17 protein-coding genes are annotated in these 17,752 nt (G+C 62.1%); 7 read left to right on the top strand and 10 right to left on the bottom strand.

The annotated features are described in order from the left end of the window. Positions 1-67: 67 nt before the first annotated feature. A complete protein-coding gene (locus LRS56_21125) occupies positions 68-940 on the top strand; it encodes a LysR family transcriptional regulator (GenBank protein WDU61321.1) in 873 nt (290 codons plus the stop codon). Here the strand turns inward: LRS56_21125 and LRS56_21120 are convergent, their stop codons facing one another. The 3 genes from LRS56_21120 to LRS56_21110 all read right to left on the bottom strand — a co-directional run bounded on the left by LRS56_21120 (position 941) and on the right by LRS56_21110 (position 4,795). Next, positions 941-3,277, bottom strand: a complete 2,337-nt coding sequence (locus LRS56_21120; GenBank protein ID WDU61320.1) for a TonB-dependent receptor family protein — start codon at positions 3,275-3,277, stop codon at positions 941-943. A gap of 91 nt (positions 3,278-3,368) precedes the next feature. Continuing rightward, entirely contained in the window at positions 3,369-4,310 is a 942-nt protein-coding gene (locus LRS56_21115; GenBank protein ID WDU61319.1) for a FecR family protein, read from the bottom strand. Then, positions 4,307-4,795, bottom strand: coding sequence for a sigma-70 family RNA polymerase sigma factor (locus tag LRS56_21110; GenBank protein ID WDU61318.1), 489 nt, complete (start codon positions 4,793-4,795; stop codon positions 4,307-4,309). Before LRS56_21110 ends, LRS56_21115 begins: the two co-directional genes overlap by 4 nt. Positions 4,796-4,965: 170 nt before the next feature. Here LRS56_21110 and LRS56_21105 point away from each other — a divergent pair, with 170 nt between their 5' ends. From LRS56_21105 to LRS56_21085, 5 genes are read left to right on the top strand one after another with little or no spacing between them, the layout of a single operon-like run. Beyond that, positions 4,966-5,268, top strand: coding sequence for a DUF3649 domain-containing protein (locus LRS56_21105; GenBank protein ID WDU61317.1), 303 nt, complete (start codon positions 4,966-4,968; stop codon positions 5,266-5,268). Next, positions 5,265-6,839, top strand: coding sequence for a PepSY-associated TM helix domain-containing protein (locus LRS56_21100; protein WDU61316.1), 1,575 nt, complete (start codon positions 5,265-5,267; stop codon positions 6,837-6,839). Before LRS56_21105 ends, LRS56_21100 begins: the two co-directional genes overlap by 4 nt. Next, the gene (locus LRS56_21095; GenBank protein ID WDU61315.1) at positions 6,840-7,166 is read left to right on the top strand and encodes a DUF3325 domain-containing protein; all 327 of its coding nucleotides are present in this window, start codon (positions 6,840-6,842) and stop codon (positions 7,164-7,166) included. 9 nt (positions 7,167-7,175) lie between these two features. Beyond that, positions 7,176-7,754 (top strand): RNA polymerase sigma factor, encoded by a 579-nt coding sequence (locus tag LRS56_21090; GenBank protein WDU61314.1) that lies wholly within the window; start codon positions 7,176-7,178, stop codon positions 7,752-7,754. Further along, positions 7,751-8,728 (top strand): FecR family protein, encoded by a 978-nt coding sequence (locus LRS56_21085; protein ID WDU61313.1) that lies wholly within the window; start codon positions 7,751-7,753, stop codon positions 8,726-8,728. Before LRS56_21090 ends, LRS56_21085 begins: the two co-directional genes overlap by 4 nt. Here LRS56_21085 and LRS56_21080 read toward each other — a convergent pair whose 3' ends face one another. After that, entirely contained in the window at positions 8,729-9,082 is a 354-nt protein-coding gene (locus tag LRS56_21080; GenBank protein ID WDU61312.1) for a glutaredoxin family protein, read from the bottom strand. Further along, positions 9,082-10,086 carry a nucleoid-associated protein YejK gene (gene yejK, locus LRS56_21075; GenBank protein WDU61311.1) on the bottom strand — a complete coding sequence of 335 codons (1,005 nt, stop codon included), beginning with the start codon at positions 10,084-10,086 and terminating at the stop codon, positions 9,082-9,084. Before yejK ends, LRS56_21080 begins: the two co-directional genes overlap by 1 nt. A 395-nt stretch (positions 10,087-10,481) precedes the next feature. Between yejK and LRS56_21070 the strand changes: the two genes are divergently transcribed. Next, positions 10,482-10,763, top strand: a complete 282-nt coding sequence (locus LRS56_21070) for an HU family DNA-binding protein (protein WDU61310.1) — start codon at positions 10,482-10,484, stop codon at positions 10,761-10,763. Between the two features lie 65 nt (positions 10,764-10,828). Here LRS56_21070 and rlmF read toward each other — a convergent pair whose 3' ends face one another. The 5 genes from rlmF to LRS56_21045 all read right to left on the bottom strand — a co-directional run bounded on the left by rlmF (position 10,829) and on the right by LRS56_21045 (position 17,491). After that, positions 10,829-11,848, bottom strand: a complete 1,020-nt coding sequence (gene rlmF, locus LRS56_21065; GenBank protein WDU61309.1) for a 23S rRNA (adenine(1618)-N(6))-methyltransferase RlmF — start codon at positions 11,846-11,848, stop codon at positions 10,829-10,831. A gap of 215 nt (positions 11,849-12,063) precedes the next feature. Next, complete coding sequence (locus LRS56_21060) at positions 12,064-14,910, bottom strand: valine--tRNA ligase (GenBank protein ID WDU61308.1); 2,847 nt, start codon at positions 14,908-14,910, stop codon at positions 12,064-12,066. Positions 14,911-15,123: 213 nt separating this feature from the next. Beyond that, positions 15,124-15,510, bottom strand: coding sequence for a DNA polymerase III subunit chi (locus LRS56_21055; protein ID WDU65789.1), 387 nt, complete (start codon positions 15,508-15,510; stop codon positions 15,124-15,126). A gap of 7 nt (positions 15,511-15,517) precedes the next feature. Next, a complete protein-coding gene (locus LRS56_21050) occupies positions 15,518-15,946 on the bottom strand; it encodes a DNA polymerase III subunit chi (protein ID WDU61307.1) in 429 nt (142 codons plus the stop codon). A 54-nt stretch (positions 15,947-16,000) separates the two neighbouring features. Beyond that, complete coding sequence (locus LRS56_21045) at positions 16,001-17,491, bottom strand: leucyl aminopeptidase (GenBank protein ID WDU61306.1); 1,491 nt, start codon at positions 17,489-17,491, stop codon at positions 16,001-16,003. Positions 17,492-17,752: the final 261 nt, after the last annotated feature.

Here is a 17,752-nt window from a genome sequence, read left to right as displayed (position 1 = left end):
GGGAATCTGGTTCTTGATTCGTGATAAGTTTTCCGCTTATCCGGGAATAAAGAGCGACAATCGCCCCATGACCACTCCGCGTTTTGATGGCGTTGAGCTGTTTTTGCACATCGTCGAAAGCGGCAGCCTGACCGAGGCCGCCGAGCGGCTGAACCTCACGCGCTCCGCCGTCGGCAAGGGGCTGGCGCGCCTGGAGGCACGTTTGGGCACCTGCCTGCTGCAGCGTTCTACCCGGCGCCAGCGGTTGACCGAGGACGGCCAGGCCTACTACGAGCATTGCTTGCGGGCGCTGGCGGAACTGGAAGCCGCCGAGTCGGTGCTGGAAAGCGGGCGCCAACAGCCACGCGGCCGCTTGCGCGCCAGCCTGCCATTGGCCTTCGGCCACCACTACGCGGCGCCGGCGTTGTGGGGGTTGATGGAGCGCTATCCGGGGCTGGAAATCGAGATCAGCTTCGCCGATCGGCTGGTGGACCTGGCACAGGAGGGCTTTGATATTGCCGTGCGGATCGGCCCGCTGCCCGACACTGATCGGCTCAGTGCACGGCGCCTGGGCGAGCAGTCCGTGGGGCTGGCGGCTTCACCGGCGTACGTGCAGCGCACGGGGCCGATTGAATCCATCGAGGACCTCGCCGGCCATCGCGGCATTGCCTACCGCAGCAATACCCCGCACCGTTCCCGCGTGACCTCGCCGTTGCTGATGGACGACCTCCAGGCCGTGGCCGATGCCGCAATTGCGGGCGTGGGCCTGGCCTGGTTGCCGAGTTGGTTGATTGCGCACTATGTGCTGCGCGGGCAATTGCTGGCGGTATTGCCCGAGTTCCGCGAGCAGCCCGCGCCGATCCATGTGATCTGGCCCACGGCGGCACATATGCCGGCCAAGACGCGTTGTGCCATCGACGCGTTGGTGGCCGGCACGCCTTCGTGCCTGGCGGGCAGTTGATCAGAACGCGAGGGAGGTTTGCACGTACACCGTGCGGGGTTCACCGACGTATTTGCCACTGTTGTTGTCGTTGAATGAACGGGTGAAGTACTGCGTATTGAAGATGTTTTTCACCCCGACGGCAACATTCAGGTCCGACAGCTGTGGGCCGAAATCGTACGCGGCGCGGCTGCTGAACAGCATGTAGCCCGGGATGCGTCCGTTGGCACCGTTCGCGGTTTCTTGCACGGTGTTGGCGTTATCGGCGAACTGGCTGCTTTGGTAGCTGCTGTCCAGGTTGAGTTTCCAGCGACCCTCGGTGTAACCCACGCCGAGGGTGCCTTTATGCTTGGACGAGAAGGGCACGCGGTTGCCTTTGTTCGGGCCGTCTTCGCGAATGGTTGCGTCCACATAGGCGTAGGTGGCGTACACATCAAAACCTGCCAGCGCCGGGCTCAGGCCGTCGAGGGCGTAGTTGATGCTGGTCTCGATACCCTGGTGGCGGGTTTCGCCACGGGCGATCACCGAGTCGTCGGTCTGGTTGCTTTCATACTGGTTGTCGAAGTTGATCAGGAACGCGCCGATCTCCGCACGCAAGGTGCCGTCGTCATAGCGGGTGCCCAGCTCCCAGGTGCGGGCTTTTTCCGGTTTGACTTCGCCGCTGGTCACACGGTTTGGCATCTGGCTGTACTGCACGCTGCCGAACGAGCCTTCGGTATTGGCATACAGGTTCCAACTGTCGGAGAGGTGGTAGAGCACGTTGAGCGCCGGCAGTGCGGTGTTGTAGTCGCCTTTGTATTTGACGTTGGTCAGGTTATTGGTCTGTTGGGACTCGATCATCTCGTAGCGGATGCCCGGCGTGATGGTCCACTTGCCGATATCGATCCGGTCATCCACGAAGAACGCGTTGGCTTCAGTGCCGCCACGGGTATCACGGTCGTTGCGGCTGTCGGTGCTGGGGATCTGCTGGTTGGCGCTGATCGGCGTGCGGTAGCGCAGTTCGTGGCCGGCTTCGTTGATGTAGCGATAGCCCACGCCGACTTCATGGCTGGTTGGGCCGAGGTCGAAGCCCTGGGCGAAACGGGTTTCCAGGCCGCGTACCCAATATTCGCGAGGGGACAGCGAGAGGAAGTTGCCCTGATCCAGGTAACCGCTGCGCAGGGTTTTGGTGAAGAAGCTGTTGACGGTGAATTCGCGGCGGTCCTGCTCGTAGCGGTAGCCGACGTTGAACATCGTGCGGCGGCCCCAGAATTTGTCGTAGGGGCGGGTGGACTGATACGGGTTGGCCTTGTAGTCCTTGACGTTCAAACCGCCCGGCATATCGGCCTGGCCTTCGTAGTACTGCGCCATGGCGTTGAAGCTGTTGGCGTCGTCGAGCTGGTATTTACCCTTGAGGATCAGGTCGTCGATGTGTGTATTGCTGTTTTCGCGCCAGTCGCCGCCACGGGTGCCGGAGTACAAAATTGCACCGCCCAGGCCATTCTCGGCGGTGCCGCCGGCCAGCAGGTTGCCGGTGGTCTTGAAGCCGTCATGGCTGGACGACGGGCTGGTTTCGGTCTGCAAGCCGCCTTTGACGGTGGGTGCGTCCGGAATCGCCCGGGTCACGAAGTTGACCACGCCGCCGACGTTCTGCGGGCCATAGCGCACGGCGCCGCCACCGCGTACCACGTCCACCGCGTCCATGTTGCCCATGCTGATCGGCGCGAAGGACAGTTGCGGCTGACCATACGGCGCGAACGGCACGGGGATGCCGTCCATCAGCACCGTGGAGCGCGACGCCAGGCGCGGGTTGAGGCCGCGAATGCCGAAGTTCAGCGCCATGTCGTGGCTGCCGGTGCCGTTGTTTTCCGGCGCGTTGACCCCGGGGATGCGGTTAAGCACGTCGCGGGCCTGGGTGGCGCCCTGGCGTTCGAATTCCTCGCGACGGATCACGTCACGCGCACCGGGGTGCTCGAACACGTTGGTTTGCGCCGCGTCGCCGAGCCAGTCGCCCACCACGCTGGAGGTTGCCAGCTCCACGCTCGCCGGTGCACCCGTCGGTTGCAGGCTGAAGGCGTTGTCACCTTCGGCGCGGGCTTGCAGGCCGGTGCCTTCCAGCAGTTTCTGCAAGCCTTCGGCGGCGCCGTAGTTGCCGGACAAGCCCCGGCTCTGCATGCCCGCCGTGACCTCGGAGCCAAACGAAATCAACACGCCGGCTTCGCGGCCAAACTGGTTGAGTGCCGCTTCCAGCGAGCTGGGGGCGATGTGATACGGCTTGGTGTCGGCCGCCATCACATACGGCAATGCCGTGAAACTGAGGCTGGCGCCCAGTAACAGTTGGCGCAAGGTGCGGGTCAGAAGGGTCGGTTGCTGGGGCATGAAGAGCGGTCCTGAGAAGGAAGGATCAAGGTGGCTTTCCTTCTCTGTCACGCGAGGTTTGGAAAACGGCTCACGGTTATCCAAATTATTTTCAGGCGCGTGCCTGGACGGTCACCCAATAGCGGGTAAAGCGCCGCACTTTCACCGCCAGGCTGACTTCCAGCAGGTCGAGAATGCGCTCGCTGTCATCCAGCGGATAGCTGCCGGAGATCAGCAAGTTGGCGACCTGCGGGTCGCAGTTGAGCTGCCCGCGACGGTAACGGCCGAGTTCGGCGAGGAAGTCTTCCAGGCGCATATGGGCGGCCACCAGCATGCCGTCAGCCCAGGCGCCGCTGTTGGCGTCGGTGGGGCGCGGGGTGTCCCAGCCTTTGCGGGTGAAATTGACCTGGCGCGCCGCTTCGACCGTCAAGGGCAGGCCGCTGTAGGTGTTGGGCATTACGTCCACACGCCCCTCGAATACCGCCAACTGCGTGTGATCGTTGAACTGGCGCACATTCAAGCGCGCCGCGTGGCTGGTGAGCAGGCCCTGGCCGGTCAGCACCTGCAGCGGGGTTGCGCCGGCGCTGCTGGTCAGCAAGATTTCACCCTCGAGCAGGCGGATCAGCCGTTGGCCGCCATCGAACTGCACATCCACCGCGCTGCCAGTGTTGAGCTGCAACTGGCTGCCGTCGGCCAATTGCACCTTGCGCCGCTGGCCCACGGGGCTGCGATAGTCGGCGGTCAGTGGCGGCAGGATATGCTGCTGGCGCAGGCTCCAGGCGGCGGCCGAGCCGGCGCCCAGAATCAACAGCAACTTCAGGGCCTGGCGACGGCTGTTGGATTTCGGTGCGTTCAACGCCGCATGGGCCAGGGGCGAGGGCATGCCGCGCAGGCGCTGGTTGACGCGCTGGATATGCTCCCACGCACGCTGATGCTCACTGTGGGCGTTCAGCCAGTGCTGCCACGCCGCTTGCTGGCGCGGGTTAAGGGCGCCTTGCTGCATTTCCAGCAGCCAATGCACCGCCTGCTCGGCGACCTGGGTCGAGAAATTCATAAGGCAAAGTAGCAGCGCATGGCTGCTTTATTCAGGTGGCGTTTGACGGTGGCGATGGAGATGCCCAGTTCAGCGCCGATTTGTGCGTAGGTCAGACCGTCGAGTTGAGCCAGCAGGAAGGCGCGTTTGACCTGCACCGGCAGGCCGTCGAGCAGTTGGTCCAGCTCGACCAGGGTTTGCAGGATGATGGCGCGTTCTTCTTCCGACGGCGCCACGTGTTCAGGCATTTGCGCGAGGGCGTCGAGGTAGGCGCGCTCCAGGTCCTGGCGGCGATAGAAGTTGAACAGCACGCGCTTGGCGACGGTGGTGAGGAAGGCGCGGGGCTCGACCAGCGTCGGGGCTTCGCGGGCGGTGAGTACGCGGATGAAGGTGTCTTGCGCCAGGTCGGCGGCGCTTTCCGGGCAGCCGAGCTTGCGCCGCAACCAGCCGGTGAGCCAGTGATGATGGTCGTTGTACAGCACTTCGACGGTGTTGGACGGGCTCAACGGGGACACTCCACAAGCATCGCCATGCTTTAGAGAACAAGAATTGTTCGCATTGTAGGGCGCGGCAAGGGCTTCGGCAATCCATCCGGGCAGGCGATTCATCCGTTCTCTTTTGCTTATGAGAATATTTATCATTAATATTGCGTGCTGATGAACCTGGCGCCTCCCGCATGAAAAGCAAAACCTCGCTGCCTGTCTCCTATCGTCTCGCCGTGACCTCACGGGTCCTGGCTGCCGTGGTGGGCGGCTATCTGATGGCTTCCCTGGCCAGTATCTGCCTGGCGCTGTGGCTGCCCACCGCCCGCGCCGATGCGGTGATCACCGGGATGATGAGTTCATTTGTGTTCTATCTGCTGGCCGTTATCTGGTGTTTCGCCTGCCGCAGTGCCGCCCGTGCCTGGTTCGGCGTGATGCTGCCCAGTGCGCTGTTTGCGACCCTGGCAGGCGTGGGATTCTGGATGGTGCGCACATGAAAGAGGGCTTTCGCCAGGCCATGGCATGGTTGCATACCTGGGCCGGGTTGACCTTTGGCTGGCTGCTGTTTGCGATTTTCCTGACAGGCACCCTGTCGTATTTCAAAGACGAAATCAGCCACTGGATGCAGCCCGAAGTGCAGGCCCATGCTCTGGACGATGCGCGCAGCCTGACCGTCGCCCAAACCTATCTGCAGCAAGTGGCGCCGAGCGCCGCCCGCTGGTTTATCACCCTGCCGGACAGTCGCGATCCCGGCCTGTCGGTGATGTGGCAAGACAAGATCGACCCCGGCAAGCGCGGGAACTTCATCCAGAAAACCCTCGACCCGGTCAGCGGCCAGGCCGTGCAGGCCCGTGAAAGCATGGGCGGCGAGTTCTTCTACCGTTTCCACTTCCAACTGCAAATGCCTCATCCGTGGGGCCGCTGGCTGTCGACCATTGCCGCCATGGTGATGTTTGTCGCGTTGATCACCGGCATCATCACCCACAAGAAAATCTTCAAGGACTTCTTCACCTTCCGCCCCCGCAAAGGCCAGCGTTCCTGGCTGGACGGGCACAACGCGGTGGGGGTGCTGGTGCTGCCCTTCCACTTGATGATCACCTACAGCAGCCTGGTGATTTTCATGAGCATGGTCATGCCGGCGCCGATCCTGGCCTCCTATGGCAACGACAGCCGTGCGTTTTTCAATGAAGTGTTTCCGGCGTCCAACAACGCGCCGGCCCTGGGCCAGGCCGCGCCGTTGAAGGCGCTGGTGCCGATGTACGAACAGGCGCGGGCGCAGTGGGCGGGCGGCCATGTCGGGCGGATTGCCGTGAATAACCCGGGCGATGTGAATGCGTCGGTGAATGTGTTCCGCGCCGGTTCCGATCGGGTGGTGCATGATTTCGGCAGCACCGTCTCGTTTAACGGTGCCACCGGTGAGCTGCTGCGGGTGAGTGGCGAGCAGTCGTTGCCGGCGGTGGTCGGCGGCAGTTTCTACGGCCTGCACATGGGCCATTTCGCCGGCCCGGTGTTGCGCTGGTTGTACTTTATCTGTGGCCTGGCGGGCACGGCGATGATCGGCACGGGGCTGGTGATCTGGCTCGGCAAGCGCCAGCTCAAACACGCCAAAAGCGCGGCGATGCCGTTTGAGCTGCGGCTGGTGGAAGTGTTGAATATCGCCAGTATGTCCGGGCTGATGATCGCGATTGGCGGGTTTTTCTGGGCCAACCGTTTATTACCAGTGAGCTTCGCCCAGCGCTCCGACTGGGAGGTGCAAACCTTCTTTATCGCCTGGGGCCTGAGCCTGTTGCACGCCATCTTGCGGCGTGGCCGCCAGGGCTGGGTCGAGCAATTGAGCTTCGGCGCGCTGCTGTTTGTCGCGATTCCCCTGCTCAACGCGCTGACCACCTCCAGCCATCTGGGCGTGTCCCTGGCAACGGGCGACTGGGCCATGGCCGGTTTCGACCTGACCTGCCTGGCCAGCGGCGTGTTTCTCGCCTGGGCAGCCTGGAAGATGCAGCACCGCAGCGTGCCTGTGCCCAAGGCTGAGCGCGCACGGCCCTTGACCCTCAAACGCGAGGCCCACTGAATGCTGCTGGCGCTGTTGATGTGTTACGCAGGCTTCACCGCATTGTGCCTGTCCACCGACCGTCACCATGGCGAATTGCTGCACAGCAAACCCTCGCCACGTCGGCGTTTGGGCCTGCGAGGGCTCGGCTGGTTACTGCTGAGCGTGTCGATCTGGCCGGCCGTGAGCGTTGCCGGGTGGGGCCAGGGCCTGGTGCAGTGGTGCGCGGTATTGATGCTCAGCGCACTGCTGTTGGTGCTGTTGTTGCCGTATCGGCCAAGGCTGGCCTTGATCCTGGCGGGCGTTGGCCTGCTGGCCAGCCCTGTTGCGGCCTTCGCCACCCTCTGAGCCCTCGCCATGATGATCAGCACCCCGCCCGAATCCCAGGACAGCCAGCACGCTGATGCGGCAGGCGGGCGTGCGCATTTTTTGCAGGTGTTCCTGTCCCAGCGTTCGCAGATGGAGGCCCTGGTCAGCCGGCGCGTGGGCTGCCGCGCGACGGCGGCCGACCTGGTACAGGATTTGTTCCTGCGCTTCTGGCGGCGGCCGTTGGTGCAGGTCGAGGAGCTCAGTACTTACCTGTTGCGCTGTGCCGGCAATATCGCCATCGACCACTTGCGCAGTGAAGGTGCGCGGGTGCGCAGCAGCGAAGGCTGGCTGCCCGAACAGCAGGACCATCAGGGCTCCGAACCCCAGGCGGCACTGGAAGCGGGCAATGACCTGCGCCATGTCGAGGCCGCCCTGCGCAGCCTGCCTGAGCGCACCCGGCAGATTTTCCTGCTTAACCGCATCCACGGCCGCAAGTACGCACAAATCGCCAAAGCGATGGGCTTGTCCCAAAGTGCCGTGGAAAAACATATGATGCGTGCCCTCGAAGCCTGCAAAGCCAGCCTTCGCGACCCATCACCCGCACGTAAGCCAGGGACAGCACCGTGAACCGCACCCCAACGCCCGACCAGGAACAAGCAGCACTGGCCTGGCTGAGCCTGCTGCATGACCAGCCGAGCGCCGGCGACCAGGCCACGTTCAGCCGCTGGTTGCGCGCCGACCCCGCACACGTCGAGGCCTATTCCCAGGCCCAGGTGCTGTGGGAGTTGAGCGAGGTGCCTGCGCGCACGCTGGCGGCCGAAGACGCCTTGGCGTTGCAGGGTTACCTCAATGCGATGAACCGCTCGAAACGCTCACGGGTGGTGCGCTGGTCCGGCGCCCTGGCCATGGCCGCGTGCTTGCTGGTGATGGTGTCGATGGGCGCCGGCTGGCAGCCCTCGCGCTGGGTCGATGAATTGGGCGCGGACTACGTGACGGCCCCGGGCGAGGTGAAGACCTTTACCCTGGCTGACCAGTCCCAGGTCACCCTGGATGCCGACAGTGCCATCGCCGTGGATTTCAGCCAGGGCGAGCGGCATATCCAGCTGCGGCGCGGCGCGGGCTTTTTTCACGTGACCCACACCGGCGAGTCGTTTGTGGTGGAGGCGGGCAGTGGCGAAGCACGGGTGCTGGGTACGCAGTTTGAAGTGCGCCTGCAACCGGCAGGGGCACAGGTGACGGTATTGTCAGGGCGGGTTGGCGTGACGCCTTCCCGGCAGGGTACTCAGCAGATTCTTACAGCCGGCCAGCAAGTGGCCTACGCCGATGGTGTGGCAGACCCGCTGCATGCGGTCGACAGCGAATCCCGCCTGGCCTGGCGTGACGGCTGGCTTAATTACTATAAAGCGCCGCTGGCGGAGGTGGTCCAGGACCTGGGCCGCTACTACCCGGGCCGCATCCTGTTGCTTAACGAGGAGATGGGCGCCAGGCGCGTCAGCGGCAGCTTCCCGAGCAAGGACCCGCAGGCGGTACTGAATGCCCTGCAGGCGGTGCTGGGCTTCGAGCAGCACAGTGTGCTGGGGCGGATGATCGTGGTGCGCTGATTACTTCGTCAGCGCCGCCATGATCTTCTCGGGGTCAAAGTCGCGAATCAACGTCCCGTTCACGTCCACAAATGGAATCCCGCCACCGCCCAACGCCTCGTAGGCCTTGCGCCCCTTGGCGTCCTTCTCGATATCAACCACCCCATACGGAATGGCTTTCTGGTCCAGAAAGCGGCGTATCTGCTTGCAGTAGCCACACCATTCGGTGGAATACAGCGTCACCCGCGCCGCGGCGCGGATTTCGATAGGCGCCACTTGCGACGGGTTGAACAGCCGCTCGATCTTGCCCCAGTTCTGGATGACCACCACCACCAGCAATACCAGCAGGACTTTCTTAAAGACCCCGCCGAGCATCAGTTACGGCGCTTGAGCTGGTCGGTCAGCTGGGTCGGCAGGCCCTTGATGATCAAGGTGCCGGCGGCTTCGTCGTACTCGATCTTGTCGCCCAGCAGGTGTGCTTCAAAGCTGATCGACAGCCCTTCGGCGCGCCCGGTGAAGCGACGGAACTGGTTGAGGGTGCGCTTATCCGCCGGGATTTCCGGCGACAGGCCGTAATCCTTGTTGCGGATATGGTCGTAGAACGCTTTTGGCCGATCTTCATCGATCAAACCCGACAGTTCTTCCAGGCCCATGGGCTCGCCGAGCTTGGCCTGGCTGCTGGCGTAGTCCACCAGGGTTTTGGTTTTTTCGCGGGCGGACTCGTCCGGCAAGTCTTCGCTTTCAACAAAGTCGCTGAACGCCTTGAGCAAGGTGCGGGTCTCGCCCGGGCCGTCGACGCCTTCCTGGCAGCCGATAAAGTCGCGGAAGTATTCCGAAACCTTTTTGCCATTCTTGCCTTTGATAAAGGAGATGTACTGCTTGGACTGCTTGTTGTTCTGCCACTCGGAGACGTTGATCCGCGCCGCCAGGTGCAGTTGGCCCAGGTCCAGGTGGCGCGAGGGGGTCACGTCCAGCTCATCGGTCACCGCCACGCCTTCGCTGTGGTGCAGCAGGGCGATGGCCAGGTAATCGGTCATGCCTTGCTGGTAGTGGGCGAAGAGCACGTGGCCGCCGGTGGAGAGGTTGGACTCCTCCATCAGCTTTTGCAGGTGCTCCACGGCCGTGCGGCTGAAGGTGGTGAAATCCTGGCCACCGTCGAAATATTCCTTCAACCAGCCGCTGAACGGGTGCGCGCCGGACTCGGCATGGAAAAACCCCCAGGCCTTGCCTTGTTTGGCGTTGTAGCTCTCGTTGAGGTCGGCAAGCATGTTCTCTATCGCGGCCGACTCGGCAAGTTCGGAGTCACGGGCGTGGAGAACTGCGGGTGTGCCGTCGGGTTTTTTGTCGATCAGGTGGACGATGCAGTGACGGATCGGCATAGGCTTCTCGGCTGGTTGAAGGGGAGCGGTGGGCCTCCCAAAAAGTCGCCCAGTGTACCGCACCCATTGGCCAAGACACGCGTCCAAGGCCATATTGAAGGCTCTCCGACAGGCCATATGCCTTTTTTTCACGGTTTAGAGCGATAAAGCTGACCAAATGGGTAGGTAGAAGCGGATATTTCCCCGTCTCTGTGCTAGTTTTGCCCCGTCTTACGCCAAGACTCGGCGTTAAGCGTGCATTCAGCATCTGTCAGGTCGAACCAATCCCTGTTTCAAGCATCTATAACCCCGATCTCCGTGGTTATAGCCGGGGGTGCCAGGCCATGACGGTCGGGCTCGACGGCTGACACTGCACTCTGCAATCCATATGAATTTGATAGGGAAGGAACACCACAATGGCTATTACTAAAGACCAACTGATCGCTGACCTGGCTGAAGCAGTAGACGCACCGAAAACTACCGTGCGCGCTCTGCTGGACCAACTGAGCCAAGTTGTTGCTGACCAGCTGGAAAACGGCGGCGAAATCACTCTGCCAGGCGTTGGCAAACTGAAAGTGACCGAGCGTCCTGCCCGTACTGGCCGTAACCCTTCGACTGGCGCTGCCATCGAAATCGCTGCCAAGAAAGTTATCAAGCTGGTTGTGGCCAAAGGCCTGACCGACGCTGTTAACAAGTAAGACGCAGCAAAAAAAAACCGTGCTCCGGAGCGATCCGGGCACGGTTTTTTGTTGCCTGCGATTTGTCAGTCGCGAACCCAGCGCTGGCGCCAGATCTGCTGCTCGTTCTTGGTCTGGAAGGTCCAGGCCACGAAACGGCTTTGTTTCTGACCCTGGGACATCTCAACCACCCGGCTTTCCAGCACACCGGCTTTTTTCAGGGCTGTCTCGATTGCGGGCAAGTTCGACGCTTTGGACACCAGGGTGCTGAACCACAACACCTTGTGGGCAAAGTGCGCACTCTCGGCGATAAGCTGCGTCACAAAGCGCGCTTCGCCGCCTTCACACCACAACTCAGCCGATTGGCCGCCGAAATTCAGCACCGGCAATTTGCGCTTGGGATCGGCCTTGCCCAGGGCGCGCCATTTGCGCTCGCTGCCCTTGGTGGCTTCGTCCATGGAGGCATGGAACGGCGGGTTGCACATGGTCAGGTCAAAGCGCTCGCCCGGCTCCAGCAGACCCAACAGGATCTGCTTGGGGTTGCTTTGCTGACGCAGCTGGATGACCTTGCTCAGGTCATTGGACTGCACGATGGCCTTGGCCGCAGCCACGGCGATGGGGTCGACCTCGGAGCCGAGGAAATTCCAGCGGTACTCCATATAGCCAATCAGCGGATAGACGCAGTTGGCGCCCATGCCGATATCCAGCACCTTGACGATGGAACCACGCGGGATCTTGCCGTCGTTGACCTCGGCCAGCAGGTCGGCGAGAAAGTGCACGTAGTCCGCACGCCCCGGTACCGGTGGGCACAGGTAATCGGCCGGAATGTCCCAGTGCTGGATGCCATAGAAGGCTTTGAGCAACGCACGGTTGAACACGCGCACCGCATCCGGGCTGGCGAAGTCGATACTTTCCTTGCCGTACGGATTGATGATCACGAATTGCGCCAGTTCCGGCGTGGTCTTGATCAGCGCCGGGAAGTCGTAGCGGCCGGTGTGGCGGTTGCGCGGATGCAGGGTGGCCTCTTTGCGCGGCACCACGGGTTTGGCTGTGGCTGCGGTTTTAGGCTTCTTGCGCGGAGGTTTTGGCGTGCTGGGGGCGGTCATGATGATTCTGGGGTTGGCTCAAAGTGGTGGGCATTGTCCCACATCCTGAGCCCAATTCGGTCAACTGTGGGAGCTGGCTTGCCTGCGATGGCATCACCGCGGTCTCGCGGGGGTACCGAGTTGTCTGCATCGCAGGCAAGCCAGCTCCTACATTGATCGGGTTTTCAGGCAAAAAAAAGAGGCCCGAAGGCCTCTTTTTTCACACGGCTTACACCTTACAGGCTGGAAATCCGCGCATGTTGCTCCGCCAGCTTGCCCAGGGCCTGTTCCGCCTCGGCCAGTTTGGCGCGTTCTTTGTCGATCACTTCGGCCGGCGCCTTGTCGACGAACGCCGCGTTGGACAGCTTGCCGCCCACTCGTTGCACTTCGCCTTGCAGGCGCAGGATTTCCTTGTCGAGACGGGCCAGTTCCGCGCCCTTGTCGATCAGGCCGGCCATCGGTACCAGCACTTCCATGTCGCCGACCAGTGCAGTTGCCGACAGCGGTGCTTCGGCGCTTGCCGCCAATACGGTGATCGACTCCAGCTTCGCCAGCTTCTTGAGCAGCGCATCGTTCTCGGTGAGGCGACGCTGATCGTCGGCACTGGCGTTTTTCACGAACACCGCCAGTGGCTTGCCCGGGCCGATGTTCATCTCGGCGCGGATGTTGCGCGTGCCGAGCATCAGGGTCTTGAGCCATTCGATATCGCTTTCGGCCGCCTCATCGATGCGTGCTTCGTTGGCCACCGGCCAAGGTTGCAGCATGATGGTCTTGCCTTCGATACCGGCCAGCGGCGCGAGGCGCTGCCAGATTTCTTCGGTGATGAACGGCATGAACGGGTGCGCCAGGCGCAACGCCACTTCCAGTACGCGTACCAGGGTGCGGCGGGTGCCGCGCTGGCGTTCGATTGGCGCGTTTTCGTCCCACAGCACGGGCTTGGACAGCTCCAGGTACCAGTCGCAATACTGGTTCCAGATGAACTCGTACAGGGCTTGCGCGGCCAGGTCGAAGCGGAACTGGTCGAGCTGGCGGGTCACTTCGGCTTCGGTGCGTTGCAGCTGCGAGATGATCCAGCGGTCGGCCAGGCTCAGCTCATAGGCTTCGCCGTTCTGGCCGCAGTCTTCACCTTTATCCAGCACGTAGCGCGCCGCGTTCCAGATCTTGTTGCAGAAGTTGCGATAGCCTTCGACGCGGCCCATGTCGAACTTGATGTCGCGACCGGTGGACGCCAGCGAGCAGAAGGTGAAGCGCAGGGCGTCGGTGCCGTAGCTGGCGATGCCGTCCGCGAACTCGTCACGGGTCTGCTTCTCGATCTTCTTCGCCAGTTTCGGCTGCATCAGACCCGAGGTGCGTTTTTGCACCAGGGTTTCCAGGTCGATGCCGTCGATGATGTCCAACGGGTCCAGGACGTTGCCCTTGGACTTGGACATCTTCTGGCCCTGGCCATCACGCACAAGGCCGTGCACGTACACGGTCTTGAACGGTACTTGCGGGGTGCCGTCCTCGTTCTTCACCAGGTGCATGGTCAGCATGATCATCCGGGCAACCCAGAAGAAAATGATGTCGAAACCGGTGACCAGCACGTCGGTGGAGTGGAATTTCTTGAGGAATTCGGTCTGTTGCGGCCAACCCAGGGTGGAGAAGGTCCACAGGCCGGAGCTGAACCAGGTATCGAGTACGTCGTTGTCCTGCTGCAGCGCAACGTCAGCGCCGAGGTTGTGCTTGGCACGCACTTCGGCTTCGTCACGGCCAACGTAGACCTTGCCCGACTCGTCGTACCAGGCCGGGATGCGGTGGCCCCACCACAGTTGACGGCTGATGCACCAATCCTGGATGTCGCGCATCCACGAGAAGTACATGTTTTCGTATTGTTTCGGCACGAACTGGATACGGCCGTCTTCCACCGCGGCAATGGCAGGTTCTGCCAGCGGCTTGGTGGACACGTACCACTGGTCGGTCAGCCACGGCTCGATCACGGTGCCGGAGCGGTCGCCTTTCGGCACTTTCAGGCCGTGGTCGTCAACGCTGACCAGCAGGCCGGCGGCGTCGAAGGCAGCAACGATTTGCTTGCGCGCTTCAAAACGGTCGAGGCCGGCGTATTCCGCCGGGATCTTGCCATCGATGCTTTCATTCAGCGTACCGTCCAGGTTGAACACCTGGCAGGCCGGCAGCACGGCGGCATTTTTGTCGAAGATGTTCAGCAGCGGCAGGTTGTGACGCTTGCCGACTTCATAGTCGTTGAAATCGTGGGCCGGGGTGATTTTCACGCAGCCGGTGCCGAATTCAGGGTCGCAATAGTCGTCCGCGATGATCGGGATACGGCGGCCCACCAGCGGCAGCTCAACGAACTTGCCGATCAGCGCCTGGTAACGTTCATCGTTCGGGTTAACGGCCACGGCGGCGTCGCCGAGCATGGTTTCCGGACGGGTGGTGGCGACGATCAGGTAGTCGTTGCCTTCGGCGGTCTTGGCGCCATCGGCCAGCGGGTACTTGAGGTTCCACAGGAAGCCTTTCTCGTCGTGGTTTTCCACTTCGAGGTCGGAAATCGCCGTGTGTAACTTGGTGTCCCAGTTGACCAGGCGCTTGCCGCGGTAGATAAGGCCGTCTTCATGCAGGCGCACGAAGGCTTCTTTCACGGCTTCCGACAGGCCATCGTCCATGGTGAAGCGCTCGCGGCTCCAGTCTACGGACGAACCCAGGCGACGGATCTGACGGCTGATATTGCCGCCGGACTGGTCTTTCCATTCCCAGATCTTTTCCAGAAACTTCTCGCGACCCAGGTCATGGCGGTTCTGGCCGGTGGCTTCGAGTTGGCGTTCCACCAGCATCTGCGTGGCGATACCGGCGTGGTCGGTGCCCGGCTGCCACAGGGTGTTGCGGCCCTGCATGCGGCGGAAACGGATCAACGCATCCATGATCGCATTGTTGAAGCCATGGCCCATGTGCAGGCTGCCAGTGACATTCGGTGGCGGAATCATGATGGTGTAGGAATCACCCGCGCCTTGCGGAGCGAAATAATTCTCGGACTCCCAGGTCTCGTACCAGGAAGTTTCAATAGCGTGCGGCTGGTAGGTCTTATCCATGCGCGGCGGGACCCTAGTTGGCATTTATTCAGGAAAGCCGGCAAGTATAACGGGGGAGGGCGTGGAGGGCGAGTTGTAGACGGGCTTAAGGTTGGCGCTGAGCAAATGTGGGAGCGGGCTTGCTCGCGAATGCGGAGTAACAGTCACCGGGTGGATTGACTGAACCACTGCATTCGCGAGCAAGCCCTCTCCCACACGGGATGTGTGTCGGCTTCAGGACTGGTATTGGCTGAGCAACCGCTCCATCCGCGCATCCAGCCGGCGCTTGATCTCGGTTTCGATATGCGGGGCAAAGTCGTCGATCACGTCTTGCATGATCAATTGCGCGGCGGCGCGCAGTTCGTTGTCCAGGTGCAGCAGCAGGGCGTCGGCGGACTTCTCGGCGACAGGTTCTGCGACAGGGGCTGCGGCTGCAGCAACCGGCTGCGTCGCGGCAGGCTTGCCGCCGACCATGTCGAACAACAGTGGAATCTGTACTTCGCCATTGACCGGCTCGGTCAACAGCGGCGGTTGCAAGTCATCATCACCCAGCAACTGGCGGATCGACTCAAGGTCGTCCAGCAGGTGGTCGTCTTTTTTTATAGGGTTGGGAGTGTCCATCATGTACTCAAAGTCGTTGTAGCCGGTGATCCTGCAAAGGATAGCCCTGTTCGCGGTAGAAGCGGAAACTCTCACGCGCGGCCTGACGAATAGCCGGGTCTTCCACCACCACTTCCGCCACACGGGCGAAGGCCTTGGCGAAGGGTGGTACTTTCAGGTCCAGGTTGACCAGCAGGTCATGGTGATCGCCGCAGTTGTCGCCCAAACCCAACACAATCAGGCTGTCGGGTTCAGATTCGGCGGGGCCGTGGGGCACGAAGCTTTCGCCCTTGAAGCGCCACAGGCGTGCATCGAGGTCGTCGCGTTGGGCGGCGTCGCTGCAATGCAGGTAGATGCGGTGGCCCATGCGCCAGGCTTTTTCGGTGAGTTTGCAGGCAAAGTCCAGGCGCGCAGAGGGATCGGCACTGGGCAATATATAGAAGTCAACTTGGGTCATTGCGGTTCCTGAGGCCGGGGCGGCGAGTTCATCACCGCCCCGGCGTCTTCAGTTTCAGGCTTTGGCGCGATCCAGCAGGTACTGGGTCAACAGTGGCACCGGACGGCCAGTGGCGCCCTTGTCCTTGCCGCCGCTGGTCCAGGCCGTGCCGGCGATGTCCAGGTGCGCCCAGTTGAAGTTCTTGGCAAAGCGCGACAGGAAGCACGCCGCGGTGATGGTCCCGGCTTTCGGCCCGCCGATGTTGGCGATGTCGGCGAAGGGGCTGTCCAGTTGCTCCTGGTATTCATCGAACAGCGGCAATTGCCAGGCGCGGTCGTCGGCAGCCTTGCCGGCGCTGAGCAGTTGCTCGATCAGTTCGTCGCTGTTGCCCAGCAGGCCCGAGGTGTGGGAACCCAGGGCGACGATGCAGGCACCGGTCAGGGTAGCGATGTCGATCACGGCTTGCGGCTTGAAACGCTCGGCGTAGGTCAGCGCATCGCACAGCACCAGGCGGCCCTCGGCGTCGGTGTTGAGGATCTCTACGGTCTGGCCGCTGAGGGTGGTGACGATATCGCCAGGACGGGTCGCGCCGCCGCTCGGCATGTTCTCGGCACAGGCCAGGATGCACACCAGGTTGATCGGCAGTTTCAGCTCCAGCACGGCACGCAGGGTGCCGAACACGCTGGCGGCGCCGCCCATGTCGTACTTCATCTCGTCCATGCCCAGGCCCGGCTTGAGGCTGATGCCGCCGGTGTCGAAGGTGATGCCTTTACCTACCAGGGCGTAAGGCTTCTCGGACTTCTTGCCGCCGTTGTATTGCATCACGATCAGGCGTGGCGGCTGGTCGCTGCCCTGGCCCACGGCATAGAACGAGCCCATGCCCAGTTCCTTGATCTTCTTCTCGTCCAGCACTTCAACTTTGAGGCTCTTGAACTCTTTGCCCAGCGCCTTGGCTTGCTCGCCCAGGTAGGTCGGGTGGCAGATGTTCGGCGGCAGGTTGCCCAGGTCACGGGTGAACGACATGCCGTTAGCGATGGCCTGGGCGTGGGTTACGGCGCGCTCGACTTCAGCCTGCGCGGCCTTGATGGTCAGCAGGGTGATTTTCTTGATGGCGCGTGGTTCGGCTTTCTGGCTCTTGAACTGGTCGAAGATATAGCCACCGTCCACCAGGGTTTCGGCCAGCAGGCGGGTCTTGCCGTAGCTGTCACGGCCTTTGACCACGATTTCGTCGAGTGCCAGTGCCGCGTCGCTGCCGCCCAGGCCCTTGAGGGTGCTGAGGATGCCGCTGATGATTTTGCGGAACGGGCGGTCGCCCAGTTCGGTGTCCTTGCCCACGCCCACCAGCAATACGCGGTCGGCTTTAAGGTTAGGCAGGCTTTGCAGCAGCAGGCTCTGGCCGACTTTGCCGGCCAGGTCGCCGCGCTTGAGTACGGCGCTGATGGCGCCGCCGCTCAGTTCGTCGAGTTGCTTGGCGGCGACGCCGAGCTTGCGGCCTTCGCCGATGGCGACCACGAGGGTGGCGGTTTTCAACGTTTCGGGGCTAACGCTTTTTACAACCAATTCCATTTTCGGGTCCCTTATAAAGGTCTGAGAGCCTTGCGTCTGTACGCAGGCTTTAAAGCTTGGCAGCCGTGTAAACCGCCAGCGACAAAGGCCGCAGTTTGAACCTCGCAGGCGAAGCCTGACAACCCTTGGCGCACCCTTTGTGCATGTGCAAGAGGTTGCGCAGTGACAGGCGCGGTCAATCACAGGATAATGCGCCATCTTTTTAGCCGGCCCAGTGCAAACGGGCTGACTCGGTATGCTTGCTTGTTTGGCCGCCTTAGC

Source organism: Pseudomonas poae (assembly GCA_028869255.1).
GTDB lineage: Bacteria > Pseudomonadota > Gammaproteobacteria > Pseudomonadales > Pseudomonadaceae > Aquipseudomonas > Aquipseudomonas poae_C.
This window is presented reverse-complemented; position numbering and strand designations above follow the sequence as displayed.

Coding starts and splice junctions, on each gene's coding strand:
- LRS56_21115 (WDU61319.1), bottom strand. CDS start 4,310: ATGAATTTCTCGACCCAGGTCGCCGAGCAGGCGGTGCATTGGCTGCTG.
- LRS56_21100 (WDU61316.1), top strand. CDS start 5,265: ATGAAAGAGGGCTTTCGCCAGGCCATGGCATGGTTGCATACCTGGGCC.
- LRS56_21045 (WDU61306.1), bottom strand. CDS start 17,491: ATGGAATTGGTTGTAAAAAGCGTTAGCCCCGAAACGTTGAAAACCGCC.
- LRS56_21070 (WDU61310.1), top strand. CDS start 10,482: ATGGCTATTACTAAAGACCAACTGATCGCTGACCTGGCTGAAGCAGTA.
- LRS56_21125 (WDU61321.1), top strand. CDS start 68: ATGACCACTCCGCGTTTTGATGGCGTTGAGCTGTTTTTGCACATCGTC.
- rlmF (WDU61309.1), bottom strand. CDS start 11,848: ATGACCGCCCCCAGCACGCCAAAACCTCCGCGCAAGAAGCCTAAAACC.
- yejK (WDU61311.1), bottom strand. CDS start 10,086: ATGCCGATCCGTCACTGCATCGTCCACCTGATCGACAAAAAACCCGAC.
- LRS56_21055 (WDU65789.1), bottom strand. CDS start 15,510: ATGGACACTCCCAACCCTATAAAAAAAGACGACCACCTGCTGGACGAC.
- LRS56_21105 (WDU61317.1), top strand. CDS start 4,966: ATGAAAAGCAAAACCTCGCTGCCTGTCTCCTATCGTCTCGCCGTGACC.
- LRS56_21050 (WDU61307.1), bottom strand. CDS start 15,946: ATGACCCAAGTTGACTTCTATATATTGCCCAGTGCCGATCCCTCTGCG.
- LRS56_21120 (WDU61320.1), bottom strand. CDS start 3,277: ATGCCCCAGCAACCGACCCTTCTGACCCGCACCTTGCGCCAACTGTTA.
- LRS56_21095 (WDU61315.1), top strand. CDS start 6,840: ATGCTGCTGGCGCTGTTGATGTGTTACGCAGGCTTCACCGCATTGTGC.
- LRS56_21060 (WDU61308.1), bottom strand. CDS start 14,910: ATGGATAAGACCTACCAGCCGCACGCTATTGAAACTTCCTGGTACGAG.
- LRS56_21090 (WDU61314.1), top strand. CDS start 7,176: ATGATGATCAGCACCCCGCCCGAATCCCAGGACAGCCAGCACGCTGAT.
- LRS56_21080 (WDU61312.1), bottom strand. CDS start 9,082: ATGCTCGGCGGGGTCTTTAAGAAAGTCCTGCTGGTATTGCTGGTGGTG.